Annotated in this window: 13 protein-coding genes; all 13 read left to right on the plus strand. The window is 60.8% G+C overall.

What is annotated here, in order from left to right; all coding sequences use genetic code 11:
• The first annotated feature begins 145 nt into the window (after positions 1–145).
• On the plus strand, positions 146–1,270 hold the full coding sequence (locus tag HM1_RS09215) for a M28 family metallopeptidase (RefSeq protein ID WP_148207119.1): 1,125 nt from the start codon (positions 146–148) through the stop codon (positions 1,268–1,270).
• 3 nt (positions 1,271–1,273) lie between these two features.
• Positions 1,274–2,293, plus strand: a complete 1,020-nt coding sequence (locus HM1_RS09220) for a ThiF family adenylyltransferase (RefSeq protein ID WP_012283105.1) — start codon at positions 1,274–1,276, stop codon at positions 2,291–2,293.
• Positions 2,294–2,390: 97 nt separating this feature from the next.
• Positions 2,391–2,957, plus strand: a complete 567-nt coding sequence (locus HM1_RS09225; RefSeq protein WP_012283106.1) for a UbiX family flavin prenyltransferase — start codon at positions 2,391–2,393, stop codon at positions 2,955–2,957.
• A 162-nt stretch (positions 2,958–3,119) separates the two neighbouring features.
• Entirely contained in the window at positions 3,120–3,551 is a 432-nt protein-coding gene (gene mraZ, locus HM1_RS09230; protein WP_012283107.1) for a division/cell wall cluster transcriptional repressor MraZ, read from the plus strand.
• 56 nt (positions 3,552–3,607) lie between these two features.
• The gene (gene rsmH / locus HM1_RS09235; protein WP_012283108.1) at positions 3,608–4,549 is read left to right on the plus strand and encodes a 16S rRNA (cytosine(1402)-N(4))-methyltransferase RsmH; all 942 of its coding nucleotides are present in this window, start codon (positions 3,608–3,610) and stop codon (positions 4,547–4,549) included.
• 35 nt (positions 4,550–4,584) lie between these two features.
• A complete protein-coding gene (locus HM1_RS09240) occupies positions 4,585–5,136 on the plus strand; it encodes a cell division protein FtsL (protein ID WP_041313666.1) in 552 nt (183 codons plus the stop codon).
• Between the two features lie 144 nt (positions 5,137–5,280).
• Positions 5,281–7,431 carry a stage V sporulation protein D gene (locus HM1_RS09245; protein ID WP_012283110.1) on the plus strand — a complete coding sequence of 717 codons (2,151 nt, stop codon included), beginning with the start codon at positions 5,281–5,283 and terminating at the stop codon, positions 7,429–7,431.
• Between the two features lie 154 nt (positions 7,432–7,585).
• Complete coding sequence (locus tag HM1_RS09250; protein WP_236995009.1) at positions 7,586–9,166, plus strand: UDP-N-acetylmuramoyl-L-alanyl-D-glutamate--2,6-diaminopimelate ligase; 1,581 nt, start codon at positions 7,586–7,588, stop codon at positions 9,164–9,166.
• Positions 9,153–10,649 carry a UDP-N-acetylmuramoyl-tripeptide--D-alanyl-D-alanine ligase gene (locus tag HM1_RS09255; protein WP_012283112.1) on the plus strand — a complete coding sequence of 499 codons (1,497 nt, stop codon included), beginning with the start codon at positions 9,153–9,155 and terminating at the stop codon, positions 10,647–10,649. The genes HM1_RS09250 and HM1_RS09255 overlap by 14 nt, the downstream gene beginning before the upstream one ends.
• Before the next feature lie 16 nt (positions 10,650–10,665).
• Positions 10,666–11,631: a phospho-N-acetylmuramoyl-pentapeptide-transferase gene (gene mraY, locus HM1_RS09260; RefSeq protein WP_012283113.1), complete on the plus strand. Its 966-nt coding sequence runs from the start codon at positions 10,666–10,668 to the stop codon at positions 11,629–11,631.
• Positions 11,632–11,917: 286 nt separating this feature from the next.
• A complete protein-coding gene (gene murD / locus HM1_RS09265) occupies positions 11,918–13,315 on the plus strand; it encodes a UDP-N-acetylmuramoyl-L-alanine--D-glutamate ligase (RefSeq protein WP_012283114.1) in 1,398 nt (465 codons plus the stop codon).
• Positions 13,316–13,387: 72 nt separating this feature from the next.
• Positions 13,388–14,485, plus strand: a complete 1,098-nt coding sequence (gene ftsW / locus HM1_RS09270) for a putative lipid II flippase FtsW (protein ID WP_012283115.1) — start codon at positions 13,388–13,390, stop codon at positions 14,483–14,485.
• A 28-nt stretch (positions 14,486–14,513) separates the two neighbouring features.
• Complete coding sequence (gene murG, locus HM1_RS09275; protein WP_012283116.1) at positions 14,514–15,644, plus strand: undecaprenyldiphospho-muramoylpentapeptide beta-N-acetylglucosaminyltransferase; 1,131 nt, start codon at positions 14,514–14,516, stop codon at positions 15,642–15,644.
• Positions 15,645–15,661: the final 17 nt, after the last annotated feature.

The raw sequence follows: 15,661 nt of genomic DNA on the forward strand, positions 1-15,661 counted from the left end.
GCCTCTCCAGAGGATTTCTGCCGCGCTGTGTCTAACTGGATGATACCGAGGGTCCTTTCATCACTGTAGGGGAAAGGCGGGTTCATACCCGGTGGCCATTGGCGGCAATCGCAAAAAAAGCAACCCCTGGGGAGACAGGCCTCCCTTGGGGTCGGACTTATTGGAACAGTTGCGGCAAGAGCGATCATCGGCGACCGGGGGAGCGCGCGCCATCGGCGCCCTCCCCGAATCGCCTGAGTCTGCGCCATCGCCGGCGATCAGCCGCCGCAGAATGTTTTGGGGCGCCTTCGCGGCGGTTACCGCCGGCCTGGCAGGCTTCTTCGGCAGCCGCCAACTGAACGCCGAAAAGCCGGTTCTGGTCGAGTCGCCGGCCGTGGTGTTGCCCGAACGGCGGCTTGACCTGGGACGGATGCGCAGCCATGTGGCACTGCTGGCGCAACCGGATTGGCAGGGACGCCTTGCCGGCAGCCGCGGTGCCCTCCAGGCCGGCGAGTATATAGCCCAACTGTGGGAAAAGTGGGGAATCGAGCCGAGAGGGGAAGGGGGAACCTATTTCCAAACCTTCCCCGTTCCGTCGTTTTCCTTGACGAATGTGAACGGCCGCATGCGCCTCCTGCCTCGAGCCGGGGAAGGGGGTACGGCTGATAACCTGATCGGGTTCATCCCCGGGCGGGATCCCCGGCTGCGCAACAAAGTTGTGGCCCTTTCAGCCCATTATGATCACCTGGGCGCCTGGGATGGGGCGGTGTACCCCGGCGCCAACGACAACGCCTCTGGGGTGGCTGTCTTGTTGGAGATCGCCTGCGCTGCCGTCAAGACGCCGCCGCGCTGCAGCCTCGCTTTTTTCTTGTTTTCCGGTGAAGAGGGCGGGCTGCTGGGGTCAAAGCATTACGCAGAACACCCGACGATTCCGCTGGAGGATATGATCGGCCTGATCAACCTGGACACGGTCGGCAACGGCGACGAGCGCGACTTCATCTGCTGGATTCCCGAAGAGTATCCCTGGCTGTCTTACCTGGACGAGGCGGGTAAGGCGGCTGGAGTGCGGCTGTATCCCCAGGAGCATGGTGGTCACAACAGCGATCACCAGCCCTTTGTCGACAAGGGGGTGGCGGCGATCACTGTGCTGTCGGCCAGCTGGTTGGAGGGGAACCACACGCCCCAGGATGGGCTCAGCCTGATCCGCCCGGAGAAGCTGGCGCGGATCGCCGAGTGGAGCTGGCGGGCGATATACAACTTGGCTGAGACAGCAGGGAGAAGGGGCGGATAAAAAATGGAACGCTATATCAAACAGATCCGTTTTGGCGCCTTCGGGGAAGCGGGACAGCGTCGATTGGTCCAATCGACGGTGCTGGTCGCCGGCGTGGGTGCTCTGGGGACTCATCTTGCCAACACCCTTGCCAGGGCCGGTGTGGGAAAATTGGTGCTGGTCGATCGCGATTTTGTCGAATTGTCGAACCTGCAGCGCCAGATCCTTTACGATGAGGCGGATGCGGCAGCCATGGCTCCCAAAGCGGTGGCGGCCAAGCAGAAGCTGCAAGCCATCAACAGTGAGATCCAGGTCGAAGCCATTGTGGCCGACATCCACTGGGCCAACCTGCCGCAACTGCTGGACGGGGTAGACCTTGTCCTTGACGGCAGCGACAACTTTGACCTGCGCTATCTGCTCAATGACGCCTGTGTGCAAGCAGGCATCCCCTGGATTTACGGCGGTGTAACGGGCGCCCACGGTATGGCCATGGTCGTCCGTCCCGGACAGGGGCCGTGCCTTCGTTGCCTGATCCCTTCGCCGCCGCCGCCCGGAGCGGCGCCCACCTGTGACATGGTCGGCATCCTGGCGCCGGCGATCCAGATGATCACGGCTTTTCAGGCCGTCGAAGCGATGAAGCTCCTGGCCGGACGGGAGGACGAACTGGCTGGCGGGCTCTTTTCCGTCGACCTCTGGAACAGCCGCTATGACCTGATCGACCTGACCGCGGCGCGCCGGGACGATTGTCCGGCCTGCAGCCGCCGGGACTTTCCCTTCCTCGCTGGTCGGGAGGAGATGCAGGCGACTCCGCTCTGCGGTTCCAATGCCGTTCAGATCACGCCGGCCCGGCCGGCCGAACTGGACTTGGAGGCCATGTCGGAACGACTTTCGGGCGCCGGGAAGGTGGAGGTCACGCCCTACCTGCTCCGGTTTGCCTCGGCTGAAGGCGAGATGGTGCTCTTTCGCGACGGACGGGCGATGATCCGGGGGACCCAGGATCCGGTCAAGGCGAAGGCAGTCTATATGCGCTTCATCGGCGCGTAAAGGCGGGTTTCGGCACGGCTCCGAACAGATCCGATAAATCATGGCTTTGTAATATAGAAATCATTTGAACCTAAGAATCAATGGGAGCAACGGGGGAATGACGGCCTTGGACTGGATTGTGGGGATCACGGGAGCGAGCGGCTCTATTTACGGCCTGCGGCTGATCGAGGCGATGCAGGATCTGGGGATGGGTCTCCACCTCGTCGTTTCCGAGGCAGGCGAGCGCGTTCTCCGGGAAGAGACAGGCAAGTCCTTGGCCGAGGTCGCAGCAGGGTGCCGCCTTCATGATGTGCGAGATGTAGGGGCCGCTATCGCCTCCGGTTCCTTCCCGGCGGCAGGCATGATTGTCATCCCCTGTTCGATGCACACGGTGGCCGCCATGGCCCTCGGTCTCGCCGACAATCTGCTTACCCGTGCAGCCGATGTGACGCTGAAAGAGGGACGGCCGCTGATCGTCGTCCCTCGGGAGACGCCGCTGCACCTGATCCACTTAGAAAACTTGCGGCGCCTCGCCCAGGCGGGAGCGAGGATCGTTCCGGCCATGCCGGCTTTCTATCACCGTCCGACGACGATGAACGAATTGGTCGACTTCGTGGTAGGGAAGGTTCTCGATCAGGCGGGTATTGCACACCAGCTATTCAAGCGATGGGGAGAGACGGAATAAGCGCCAAAAGGCATAGGACTTGAGGGACTCCGGGGCAGGACCGGGGTCCTTTTTTCATCTTCACCCTAATTTTTCCTCAAACTAGGCAGGAAAAAGGGGCGATACGTGGAATGAAGTGGTGTGCAGTGGTAGAAAAGTGGTTTAAAGTGGTGGAACGCGCCGATGTTCATGGGGGAATACCAGCATGCCATCGATCCGAAAGGCCGGTTGTTCATGCCGGCCCGCTTGCGGGAGTCCCTGGGTGAGGCTTTTGTGGCCACCAAGGGGCTCGATGGCTGTTTGTTCGTATACCCTAAGGAAGAGTGGAAACGGCTCGAAGAAAAGCTGAAGGCGCTCCCCTTCACGCGGGCCGACGCCCGGGCTTTTCAACGATTCTTCTTCTCCGGCGCCGGCGAATGTGAAGTGGATAAGCAGGGGAGAATACTGGTTCCCGCTCACCTGCGCGAACATGCGGCCTTGGAAAAAGATGTGGTCATCATCGGCGCCGGCGCTCGCGTGGAGATCTGGAGCCGGGAACGTTGGAGCAAGTATAACGAGAAAGCGGCGCCATCCTATGAAGAGGTGGCCGAGAAACTGATCGACTTTGACCTGTAGGTTGACCGGGCCGGCTTTCGGCGACAGGTCGCTGAGCACTGGACGGAGGTTGCCCCATGGTTTTTCATCACATCCCTGTGTTGTTGCATCAGGTGTTGGAGGTGCTTAAGCCGCGTCCCGAAGGTGTCTACCTAGACGGAACGGTGGGCGGCGGCGGTCACAGCGCGGCAATATTGCAGAAGCTATCAGGACGAGGGAGGGTGATCGGACTTGATCAGGACCCGGCAGCCCTTGCGGCAGCCGGGCGTAAGCTGGCCTCCTTCGGCGACCGGGTCACGCTGGTGCGGTCCAATTTCCGCCACATCGGTGCTGTCGTCGCTGAACTGGGTCTTACGGGGAAAATCGACGGGATCCTGCTCGATATCGGCGTTTCTTCCCACCAACTGGATGAGGCGGAACGAGGGTTTACCTACCGGATGGATGCTCCCCTTGACATGCGGATGAACCCTGAGAGCGCACTGACAGCGTCCAAATTGCTCAATGAAGCGCCTGAAGGGGAGATCGCTCGCATCCTCCGCGACTATGGTGAAGAGCGGTGGGCGAAACGGATCGCCCAGTTTATCGTGAAGCGCCGTGCCCTACAACCCCTGGAGCGGACGGGCGAACTGGTCGATATCATCCGCGCCGCCATCCCGGCGGCGGCCCGCCAGGAAGGGGGGCATCCGGCGAAGCGGACCTTTCAAGCCTTGCGGATCGCTGTCAACGATGAACTGGGGGCGCTGGAAGAGGCCTTGCCTGCGGCGTTGGAGGCCCTCGCGCCTGGCGGCCGGCTGGCCGTGATCAGCTTCCATTCTTTGGAGGATCGCATCGTCAAGAGCTTTTTTGCAGAACAGGCGAGAGGTTGCCTTTGCCCCCCTGATTTCCCTGTCTGTGCCTGTGGAAACCGGCCGAAGGTGAAGATCATCACCAAAAAACCGCTGGTCGGCTCCGACGAGGAGATGCGAGCAAATCCCCGCGCTCAGAGCGCCAAGCTGAGAGCGGCTGAGAAAATCAGATAAGCGGGTCGTTCTAGAGGACGAGGAGGTAGCATAGGTTGAAACAAGCCACCGCCCCTGTGATCGACCATTTCGAGGATGTACGGCCGGCAACGCCTCCGCCTGAAGCGCCGAAAGTCGTTCCGAAAGTGAAGGTCAGCGGAAGAAGCAAGCGTCAGGCCGTCATCGCCGCAATTCTGGTGATGGCCTGCGGGCTCGCCGTCGTTTCGCAGTACGCCGCTGTGGCCTTCGAGGCCAAGACGGTGAACCAGTTGCGATCCGAATTGACGAAAGAGAAAAATGCCTTGGACCACCTGCGGGTAGATGTGAACCGGCTTAAATCGTTGGAACGCGTGGAAGCGGTGGCAACGAGCAAGTTGGGCATGCAGAGGCCAAAGTATGAAAAGGTGCTCGCCATCTCTGCGGTGACCGGGTCTGCCAAGGCCGGGGCGACGCTTGTGGCGACTGACACAAGCCAGGGAGAGGAGAAACCTGGTGAGGACAGAACACAAACGGCGGCGGCTGATCCGGAACAGGCGCCTGTGGGCGATAACCCCTTCGCCGCCGCCGTGACGCGCTTCTTTCAACGCATCACCTTCGGCATGCTCTGATCTGAGGCTCGAAGCCCCCTTGCCCTTGATGAGAAATTGATCCTATAATGGTAGGCGTGGAAGGTCGGGTCCCTGTGTCCAGGCGGTTCCTCCCGGGATTGACCTGGGAGGTTTTGGTTTTTATGGAAATAAGGGGAGGATAATGTGTTTGCCACACCGGTACAGGTGCGTAAACGAACGACACAGGTTTTCCTGTTTTTCACCGTACTGGTCGGCATCCTGATCCTACGTCTCTTTTGGGTTCAGGTCGTTAACGGTGCCTTTTACTCGGCCAAGGCCGAGGAGGTTCGCCTGCGTGCTCTGCCGGTGGAAGCAAAACGGGGAACCATTTACGATCGCAACATGAATTCGCTCGCCGTGTCGGTGAGCGTTGATTCTGTCGTCGCCAACCCGCGAGAGGTGAATGGTTCGGAACGGGGGAGAGAGATTGCCGCCGAACTGGCACGCGTTCTCGAGCTGGATCAGGAACGGGTGTTCAAGCTGATCACGCAGCCGGACGTGGGCTTCGTCTGGGTCAAACGGAAAGTGGAACCTGATAAGATCGAGCAGCTGCGTAACTCGCCAGTCAAGCTGACCGGCATCAGCTATATCCCGGAAAGCAAGCGCTATTACGAAAAGGGCAAACTGGCCTCGCACATCTTGGGGATCACCGATACGGACGCCCGAGGCCTGGAGGGGCTTGAACTGTACTTTGACCAGGATCTGCGCGGTCTGCCGGGCAAGCTGGTGGCCGAGTATGACGCCCGCAACCGCGAAATGCCCCAGGCCGAACACGTCTTTATACGCCCTGTCGACGGGCATAGCCTCGTGTTGACCATCGATGAGACGGTCCAGTACATCGTAGAACGGGAACTGGATAAGCTCGAACGAGAACGAAAGCCCAAAGGCGCCACCATCATCGTCATGGACGTGAAGACCGGCCGCATCCTGGGCATGTCGAACCGTCCCACCTTTGATCCCAATGACCGTGGCAAGTATCCCGATTCTGCCCGCCGCAGCCGGGCGATCAGCGACGCCTATGAGCCCGGTTCCACCTTCAAGATCATCACCGCCAGCGCCGCCCTGGAAGAGGGCGCCGTCAAGGAATCGGATCGCTTTTTTGACCCCGGCTACGCGATCGTCGGTGACCGCCGCGTGCGCTGCTGGAAAGACGGCGGCCACGGCGCCCAGAGCTTTACCGAGGTGGTTCAAAACTCCTGTAACCCGGGCTTCATCCAGATCGGCATGAATCTCGGTCTCCCCAAGTTTTACAACTACCTGAGGGCTTTCGGCTTCGGCCAGCCGACAGGGATCACCCTGAACGGGGAGGCAGCGGGCATCCTGGTGCCGGAGAAGACGGCTAAGCCGATCGACCTGGCCACCATGTCTATCGGTCAGGCGAATGCCGTTACACCGATTCAGCTGATCACCGCTGTGTCGGCGGTGGCCAACGGCGGGAAACTGATGAAGCCTCAACTGGTCGAGAAGATCCTCGACGCCCAGGGTTCGGTGATCAAGACCTTCGAGCCTGAGGTCGTCCGTCAGGTCGTATCCAAGGAGACGGCAGAAAAGGTCAACCTGATCCTGGAGAAGGTCGTATCCAAGGGGACGGGCATTAACGCCTACATTGAGGGCCACCGCGTGGGCGGCAAAACGGGCACGGCCCAGAAGATCAAGCCCGGCGGCGGTTACATGGAGGGCGAGTATGTGGCGTCTTTTGTCGGCATCGCCCCGGCCAACGATCCAGTCATCGCCTGTCTCGTCGTTGTCGATGCGCCGCAGGGAGAGCCTCATTTCGGCGGCTTGGTGGCGGCGCCTATCTTCAAGGCCGTCGTGGCCGATGTGCTGCGCCACCTGGGGATTCAGCCCCAGGTCCTTCCCGGTGAGGTGCCGGCGGTCGCTGCAGACGGTTTGAAGGAAATCGCAGTCCCGCAGGTGACCGGTCTCAGCGAAGAGGAAGCGGAGCAGCGGGTGATGCGCGTCGGATTGAGCGTCGCGACGGAAGGCTTCGGCGTCCGTGTCGTCAATCAGTCTCCTCAACCCGGTGCCAAGGTGGCGCCCCAGACTGCGGTCATCCTTTACCTCGGCGACGATGAAAAGGCGGCCCGAGCTGCACCAGGGGAAGAAGTGATCTGCCCCGACGTGACGGGAAAAGGGATCAAACAGGCTGGCGATCTGTTGGCTAAAGCGGGTCTCTCCTTTGAACCGGTCGGGAGCGGTCTGGCGAAAGGGCAGAGCGTCAAGGGCGGCCGCAAGGTGCCGGTGGGGACGGTGGTTCGCGTCGAATTTGCGCCCGTCGACGAAAGCGGTCCTTGAGGGGTAGTCAGCGCGGAAAGCCTATATATCAAAGGGCGTCGCGGTTGAAAATAATCTGTAATGGTAATGATGATTAGTAACAAATAGAAATTTTCATGGTTTGCCGCCGGCTTTTTGCCGGCTTGACGCTGATCGGCGTAAGGAGGGAAGCCCCTTGGAACTGATACACATCCTTGCAGATATTGAGGTATGCGACATCCGTCTATCCGGGAATAGTGCAACTAAACCGCTCGCCGTCGCAGCCGGAGAAAAGCTGCTTTTCGGACAGAAAATCTCGGGGCTCGCCTATGACTCCCGGCGGGTGCAGCCGGGTTTTCTCTTTTTTTGCGTACCCGGTCAAAAGACGGACGGCCACCGCTTTGCCGCTGATGCTGTCGGGCGCGGCGCTGCGGCCTTGGTGGTGGAACGCTATGTGGATGTCGATGCGCTCCAGATTCGTGTACCTTCAACGCGGAAAAGCATGGCTCAGGCTGCGCGTGTTTTTTATGGCAGCCCGTCATCTCGGATGTTGATGGTCGGGGTGACCGGCACGAACGGCAAGACGACGACGACCCACCTTGTGGAGGCGATTCTCGTCGCCCAAGGACGCCGGGTCGGATTGATCGGCACAAACGGCAATCGTCTGGGCGACAAGGCCTGGCCGGCCCAACATACGACGCCCGAATCGCTCGACCTGCAGGCTTTGCTTGCTGAGATGGCCGATGAGGGGGCCGACGCGGTCGTCATGGAGGTATCCTCTCATGCTCTCGACCAGCTGCGGGTGCTGGGCGTCGATTTCGATCTGGCCCTCTTCACCAACCTGACACAAGACCACCTCGATTACCACGAGACACTGGAGCGGTACCGGGACGCGAAGGGGATGCTTTTTCGCGCGCTTACAGGTGAGATGAAGGGCGGCAAAGGGGCGAGTTCTCCAGGATCGGCTCCTGAAGCGACAACCCTGCAGGGGGTGCCGAAAAGGGCGATCATCAACGCTGATGATCCCAACGCCGGATTTTTCATCGCGGCCAGCGCGGCGCCGGTGATCACCTACGGCATCGAGGCCGATGCCATGATCAAGGGGCGTGACTGGGCGGTCACACCGCACGGCCTGACCTGCGACGTCCTTTACCCGGGCGGGGAGGTTCGCCTGAATCTGCAACTGACGGGACGGTTCAACCTTTCTAACGCCTTGGCTGCTTTTGCTGCCGGCTGGGCCGTCGGGATCGACCCCGAGGCGATCGCCGCCGCTCTGGGCGCGGTGACAGGCGTGGCAGGGCGGTTCGAGCGGATCGACCTGGGACAGCCCTTCAGTGTCATCGTCGACTACGCCCATACACCGGACGGTTTAGAAAATGTGCTTGTTACCGCCCGGGCGTTGGCCCGAGGACGGGTCATCACCGTCTTCGGTTGCGGCGGAGACCGGGACCGGACGAAGCGGCCGAAGATGGGTGCAGTTGTGGCCCGCCTCAGCGATGTGGCCATCGTCACCTCTGACAACCCGCGCACAGAAGATCCTCGGCGAATCATCGAGGATATCCTGCCGGGTTTGGCGGATGCTGGCGATGTCCATGTCGAACCGGACCGGTCCTCGGCCATCGCGCTGGCGCTGTCGCTGGCTCAGCCGGGTGATCTGGTGATGATCGCCGGCAAGGGTCATGAGTCCTACCAGATCGTTGGCGCAAGAGTGCTCCCTTTCGATGATCGCCAGATCGCCCGCGAGCGGCTGAGGGGGATGGGTTATGATCGGCGTTGATCTTTCCCGCCTGGCTGAGTGGATGCAGGGAAGAGTGGAAGGCGACGGAACAGCCCGCATCTCCGGCACAGCCGTTGTGGACAGCCGGAAGGTGGCGCCTGGGGATGTCTTTTTTGCCCTCCCCGGAGAAAAGGTCGACGGCCATGATTTTGTGCCGGCTGCTTTGGCGGCTGGCGCCGCCTGCGCCGTCGTCCGCCGCATCGACGATGGCTGGACGGCGGCCCTCCGGCCGGGGCAGGGGCTGATCGTCGTCAATGACGGTTTGCAGGCGCTGCAGGACTGCGCCCGCCACTACCGAACGCAACTGGCCATCCCTGTCATTGCCGTCACCGGATCGACAGGCAAGACATCGACGAAGGACCTGCTGGCGGCGGCCGTTGGCGCACAACGGGATGTGATGAAAAGCCCCGGCAATTTTAATAATGAAATCGGTCTTCCGCTGACCCTCTTGGGTGTTCAGGAACAGCACCAAGCGCTGATCGTGGAGATGGGGATGCGCGGCAAGGGGCAGATCGCCGCGCTCTGCCGCATCGCCCGCCCTGATGTGGGCCTTTTGACGAATATCGGCCCTGTTCACATGGAACTGCTCGGGAGCATGGAGGCCATCGCCCGCGCCAAAGGGGAATTGCTGCAGTCGCTTTCCGATAAGGGGAAGGCGGTCGTTAACGGCGAGGATCGGCAGGTTGTGGCCGAGACACTGTCCAGCCGCTGCCCTGTCGTCTATGCCGGGACATCGCCGGAGGCGTTGGCCCATGGGCTCATCGCAGGCGGCCTGAATCCAGCCGCGCCGGTGCAAGCGATCTGGGCGACGGAGGTGGAACCCCTCGGCGAACAGGGTTCACGTGTCGCCGGCGCTTTGGGCGTTTTTATCCCTGAACAGGCTGCCGGGTATGAGGAGTCGACCTTCGAGTTTTTGCTGCCCCTGCCGGGGCGGCATCAGGTGTCTAACGCCCTCTTGGCGCTGGCCGCCGCCAAGGCCGTCGGGGTAGACCCTGCGGTGGCAGCCGGCGGATTGGCACAGGCCCGTCTCTCTTCGCTGCGCTGGGAGACGCGCCGTTTTGATTGCGCAGTCACTTTGATCAACGACGCCTACAACGCCAACCCTGCGGCTATGTCAGCTGCCTTGACGACAGCCGCTGAATTGGCCGGACCGAGTCGCCTTGTCGCCGTCCTGGGGGACATGTATGAACTGGGACCCGAGGCAGCTGAATACCACCGGCAGGTGGGACGCCAAGCGGCCGAACTGGGCGTAGGCCTGCTGGTTTCGGTGGGAACCCTCGGTGCCTGCATCGCTGACGGCGCCATCGAAGCCGGTTTGACGCCGGAAAGGATCCGCCGCTTTGCTGACGCGGAAACAGCCGCTGCGGCGCTGCCGGGACAAGTAGAAAAAGACGATGTGATCCTGATCAAGGCGTCCCGAGGCATGCGTTTGGAGCGAGTGGCCCATGCCCTCGCAGATACACTGGCGAATCGGCGCCGCTGAGGAGAACGTGTGAACGATGCAGAAAATGGTATGGGCCTTTATTGTCGCCAGTGCGGTCGGCTTGTTGATCGGTCCCTGGCTGATCCCCTACCTTCGCCGGTTAAAGTTCGGTCAGAGCATACGCGAGGAAGGGCCGAAAGGACATCAGCGCAAGGCGGGAACACCCACCATGGGGGGGCTCCTCTTCCTGATCGCCGTCCCTATGGCCGTCCTTGTGACGGTCGGATTTACGCCCCAGTCGGGAGTCCTCTTGCTGGGTCTGCTCGGCTTTGGGCTCATCGGTTTTCTTGACGATTATATTAAAGTGGTAAAAAAGCGAAACCTCGGCTTGCGGGCCTGGCAGAAGTTCACTGGCCAACTGATCTTGTCTTTGATCTTGATCTACGGCGTCGTCTATGGGATCGACCGGGGAACATCCCTGTACCTACCGGGATTCGAAGTCTGGTGGGATGCCGGAGCGCTCTACTACCCGCTGGCATTGCTCTTGATTGTGGGAACGACAAACGCCGTCAACCTGGCAGACGGCCTCGACGGGTTGGCGGCCGGCATGACCTTCTGGGTGGCTCTCGCCTTTGCAGCCATCGCATCGGCGGGGACATCGGATGTCACAGCCGCCTTCGCCGCCGCCCTTGCCGGCGGATGCATCGGATTTTTGTTCTTCAACCACCATCCCGCCCGTATGTTTATGGGTGACACAGGCTCACTGGCCTTAGGCGGCGCCGTCGCCACACTGGCCCTGCTGACCCGGACAGAACTGATCCTCCCCGTACTCGGCGCCGTCTTCGTCGCTGAAACCCTCTCCGTGATCCTACAGGTGGCCTCCTTCAAGCTGACAGGCAAACGCATCTTCCGGATGAGCCCCCTGCACCACCACTTCGAACTGGGCGGCTGGCCCGAAACGACTGTCGTCTACACCTTCTGGGCCGCCTCCCTCATCTCCGCCTTCCTCGGCGTCCTGCTTGCAATGCCCATCCGTTTCTAAAAAATTACCGCAAATGTTTCGTAGGGGTTGTTTGCTCCCTGAGCGATTTGAGCGGAGCGGGATTAATAGTGTACCCCCAACCGCAATATCTCACAGGGGGTATAGGATCTGAGAGCGATTTGAGCGGTGCGGCGAAATGTGAGCGCGGCCTGCGGAGCGTCAAAGGGCGCCATGACATGCAGAACAGCCCAAAAGGTTTGGCGCCTTAGCGAAGCAGGTAAGCGAACCGCCGCGAAGCTCTTAGCGAACAGAGCCTATACCCCCGACAACGAAAGGATTGACACCCTTGACCAACCGCTGGCAAGACGGACGCAAAACACTGGTCGTAGGTGCCGGCAAAAGCGGCATCGCTGCCGCCCGCACACTGGCCCGTTTGGGCGCTGCCGTCACCCTTTGCGATACAAAAACATTGGAAGACTTGCCGTTCCGGAAAGAACTGGAAGCGGCCGGCGTGGTCCTTCACGGCGGCGGTTATCCGTCCCTTCGGGAAGGGGGCTTCCGTGAAGTCGTCATGAGTCCCGGCGTTCCCCTGACCGTGCCTCCGGCGCGGGAAGCGCAGGAACAGGGGCTCGCCATCACAGGGGAACTGGAGATCGCCTACTGCTTGTCCTTAGCGCCCTTCATCGCCATCACCGGCACCAACGGCAAGACGACGACAACCTCGCTGGTGGGCGCCATCCTGAAGGCAGCAGGCCGGAACCCTTTTGTCGGGGGGAACATCGGCCAACCGCTCGTGGAAGAGGCACAGCGCCTCACCGCTGACCGCTGGGTTGTGGCTGAGGTCTCTTCCTTCCAGTTGGAGACGACCGATCAGTTTCATCCTCGCGCTTCTTTGATCCTGAACATCACCCCTGACCACCTCGACCGTCACGGCGACATGGAAAACTACCGCGCCATCAAAGCGCGCATCTTCCGAAACCAGGGTAGTGAGGATATCACCGTCCTCAACTACGACGATCCGCTGGTGCGAACACTGGCAGCTGACTGTCGGAGCCGAGTCCTTTTTTTCAGCCGGCTGCAGAAGATGGAACATGGCGCTTATGTTGACGGTGGCATGATCCGTTTTGCGGGACCGGAGGGTGACATGGCCGTTGCCGCCGTCGATCGATTGCAGATCAAAGGCGCCCACAACGTGGAAAACGCCTTGGCCGCCTGTGCTTTAACCGTGGGGCTCGGCATCGCCCCTGCTGTGGTCGCCCAGGCGATGATCGATTTTCAGCCGGTCGAGCACCGCATGGAGCCTGTCGGAACGGTGGAGGGCGTAGCCTATGTGAACGACTCGAAAGGGACGAATCCTGACGCTTCCATCAAAGCGATTGAGTCCTACGACAGGCCGGTGATCCTGATCGCCGGAGGAAAGAACAAGGGCAGCGATTTCAGCGAGCTGGCAGAAATCATCAAAAAACGGGTGAAGGCGGTTGTCCTTGTCGGCCAGGCAGCGCCGGTTCTTGAAGCCGCTCTCCGGAAAGCCGGCGTCGAAGCGATCAAGCTTGTAGACACCTTTGACGCGACTGTTCTTGAAGCTGCGCAGATGGCTGAGCCGGGCGATGTGGTCCTCTTGAGTCCGGCCTGCGCCAGTCTTGACATGTTCCCAAACTATGAGGTGCGGGGACAGGTGTTTAAGGACCTTGTCCGGCAATTGGCCCGGGATCGTAGGGCTGAAAAGGATCGGCCGCCCTGCTGAAACACGGTGACGGCGGAATCTTGGCGGGAACAGAAGGCGACCCGGCAATCGCCATTGAGGGGAGGAGAAGGCATGCGTCTGAAACCGAGGGCTCCCGATTTCACCATCTTTTTGGCCGTGATTCTCCTGCTCACATTCGGCATGATCATGGTGTTGAGCGCCAGTTCTGTCCGTGCCGCCTATGCCACCAACAATCCCTTTTACTTTTTTCAGCGGCAAGTCCTGTGGGCGCTGGCGGGGGTTGTGGTCATGTTCGTGGTGGCGCGCATCGATTATCGGAGACTGGCACCCTTTAGCAAGCACTTCCTCATTTTCAGCATCCTCCTTTCTCTGGCCGTTTTCATTCCTGGCGTGGGGAAAAAGGTCCTGGGGGCGACGCGCTGGATAAACCTGGGGCCTGCCTCCTTCCAGCCCTCTGAATTACTGAAATTGTCGGTCATCATCTTTCTGGCACACAGACTGTCTCAAAACCCACATAAGCTGGAGGACTTGAGAAGGGGTTTGGGGCCCTATCTGCTCCTGATCGGGTTGATCGCCGGGTTGCTTCTCTTACAGCGCGATTTGGGAACGGCTATCGCCATCTGCGGCGCTATGTATTTGATGCTTTATGTAGGCGGCGCCAAGCCGCAACATATGATTGGCCTGGGCGTCGCCGGTATACTTGGGATCCTAGCCGCCGCTGTCCTGGAACCCTACCGGATGCGGCGGCTCACCGGGTTTATCGATCCCTGGTCCGATCCGCTGGATTCAGGTTTTCACACCCTGCAGTCCCTCTTCGCCCTCGGATCGGGCGGGCTCTTCGGGGCGGGCATGGGTCAGAGCAAGCAGAAGTATTTCTACCTGCCTGAACAACATACGGACTTCATTTTCGCGATATTGGGCGAGGAATTGGGCTGGGTCGGCGCCGTCTGCGTGCTCCTGCTTTTCTTCCTCCTTATCTGGCGCGGGATCCGGACGGCGGTGTCTTGTCCGGACGCTTTCGGCAGCCTATTGGCCCTGGGTCTGACTGTCCAGGTGGGGCTGCAGGCGATCATCAACATGGGCGTCGTCAGCGGGCTCCTGCCTGTAACGGGCATCACGCTGCCCTTCATCTCCTACGGCGGATCCTCCCTCGTCTTTACCTTGATCGGCATCGGACTGTTGATCAACCTATCACGCTTTAGCCGATAGCGGTGGTGGCAACATGAAGAATCAGGGGATGCATCGAAAAAAAAGGGTCTTTGTCGTCACCGGCGGGGGAACGGGAGGTCATATCTACCCGGCGCTGGCGATCGCCAGGGGCCTCCAGGAACGGTTTCCCGGTTCGACCATCCACTATGTGGGTGGAAAACGGGGGTTGGAGAATACCATCGTTCCCCGGGAGGGCTTTCCCCTGACGACGGTACACTGCCGCGGCCTGGAACGCAGCCTCCGTTTGTGCAACCTGGCGGCCATCGGCGATACGGTCAGGGGGTTAGGCCAGTCGTACCGGCTGCTTCGGCGCCTTGGGGCTGACGTGGTCATCGGCACAGGCGGCTTTGTCGCCTTTCCGGTGGTCATGGCGGCCACCCTGGCCGGGATTCCGGCGCTGATTCACGAACAAAACGCCTTCCCGGGCATGACGAACCGACTTCTGGCGCCGCGAGCGGCTGCAGTGATGCTGACCTTCCCGGAGGCCGAAAAACGCCTGAAGGCAAAAAAGACGGTCCTTACCGGTCTTCCGATCCGGCCGGAAATCCTCTCGGCGACGCGGGAAGAAGGTCGCCGCTATTTCGGGTTACCGGAGGGGTCGCAGGTTTTGCTGGCCCTGGGCGGCAGCCGAGGCGCTAAACGTCTGAATGAAGCTATGGTCTACTTGGCTCGCCGGTGGGCCGGCGAGCCGCGGCGGCAGGTCATCCACGTCACAGGGGAGGTCAACTACGAAGAGACGGTCGCCCAACTCAAGGCGGCCGGAATAAGCCTGGATAAATGTGGTAATATTAAAGTAATGCCATACCTGGATCGCATGGACTACGGGCTGGCCGCCTGCGATCTCTGCATCGGCCGCGCCGGTGCCGCCTTTATCTCTGAGGTGACTGCCCGCGGTCTGCCGTCCATTCTGGTTCCTTATCCCCATGCGGCGGAAAACCACCAGGAGGCTAATGCCCGCAGTCTGGAAGCCATTGGCGCCGCGCAGGTGATCATGGATCGCGAACTGGACGGCCAACGCCTGCATGATGCGGTGCAGGAGCTGTTGGAACAGCCGGACCGGATCGCCAAGATGGCGAATGCGGCCAAAGGCGCCGGAAGGCCTGAGGCGCTAACGATGATACTCGATGAGATTTCGCGGGTGGTCATGTCCCGGAAGTAACCGGGACTTCTTTTTCA

Origin of the sequence: Heliomicrobium modesticaldum Ice1, assembly GCF_000019165.1 — a bacterium.
In the GTDB taxonomy this organism is placed as follows: domain Bacteria; phylum Bacillota; class Desulfitobacteriia; order Heliobacteriales; family Heliobacteriaceae; genus Heliomicrobium; species Heliomicrobium modesticaldum.

Coding starts and splice junctions, on each gene's coding strand:
- HM1_RS09220 (WP_012283105.1), top strand. CDS start 1,274: ATGGAACGCTATATCAAACAGATCCGTTTTGGCGCCTTCGGGGAAGCG.
- HM1_RS09225 (WP_012283106.1), top strand. CDS start 2,391: ATGACGGCCTTGGACTGGATTGTGGGGATCACGGGAGCGAGCGGCTCT.
- mraZ (WP_012283107.1), top strand. CDS start 3,120: ATGTTCATGGGGGAATACCAGCATGCCATCGATCCGAAAGGCCGGTTG.
- rsmH (WP_012283108.1), top strand. CDS start 3,608: ATGGTTTTTCATCACATCCCTGTGTTGTTGCATCAGGTGTTGGAGGTG.
- HM1_RS09255 (WP_012283112.1), top strand. CDS start 9,153: ATGATCGGCGTTGATCTTTCCCGCCTGGCTGAGTGGATGCAGGGAAGA.
- mraY (WP_012283113.1), top strand. CDS start 10,666: ATGCAGAAAATGGTATGGGCCTTTATTGTCGCCAGTGCGGTCGGCTTG.
- ftsW (WP_012283115.1), top strand. CDS start 13,388: ATGCGTCTGAAACCGAGGGCTCCCGATTTCACCATCTTTTTGGCCGTG.
- murG (WP_012283116.1), top strand. CDS start 14,514: ATGCATCGAAAAAAAAGGGTCTTTGTCGTCACCGGCGGGGGAACGGGA.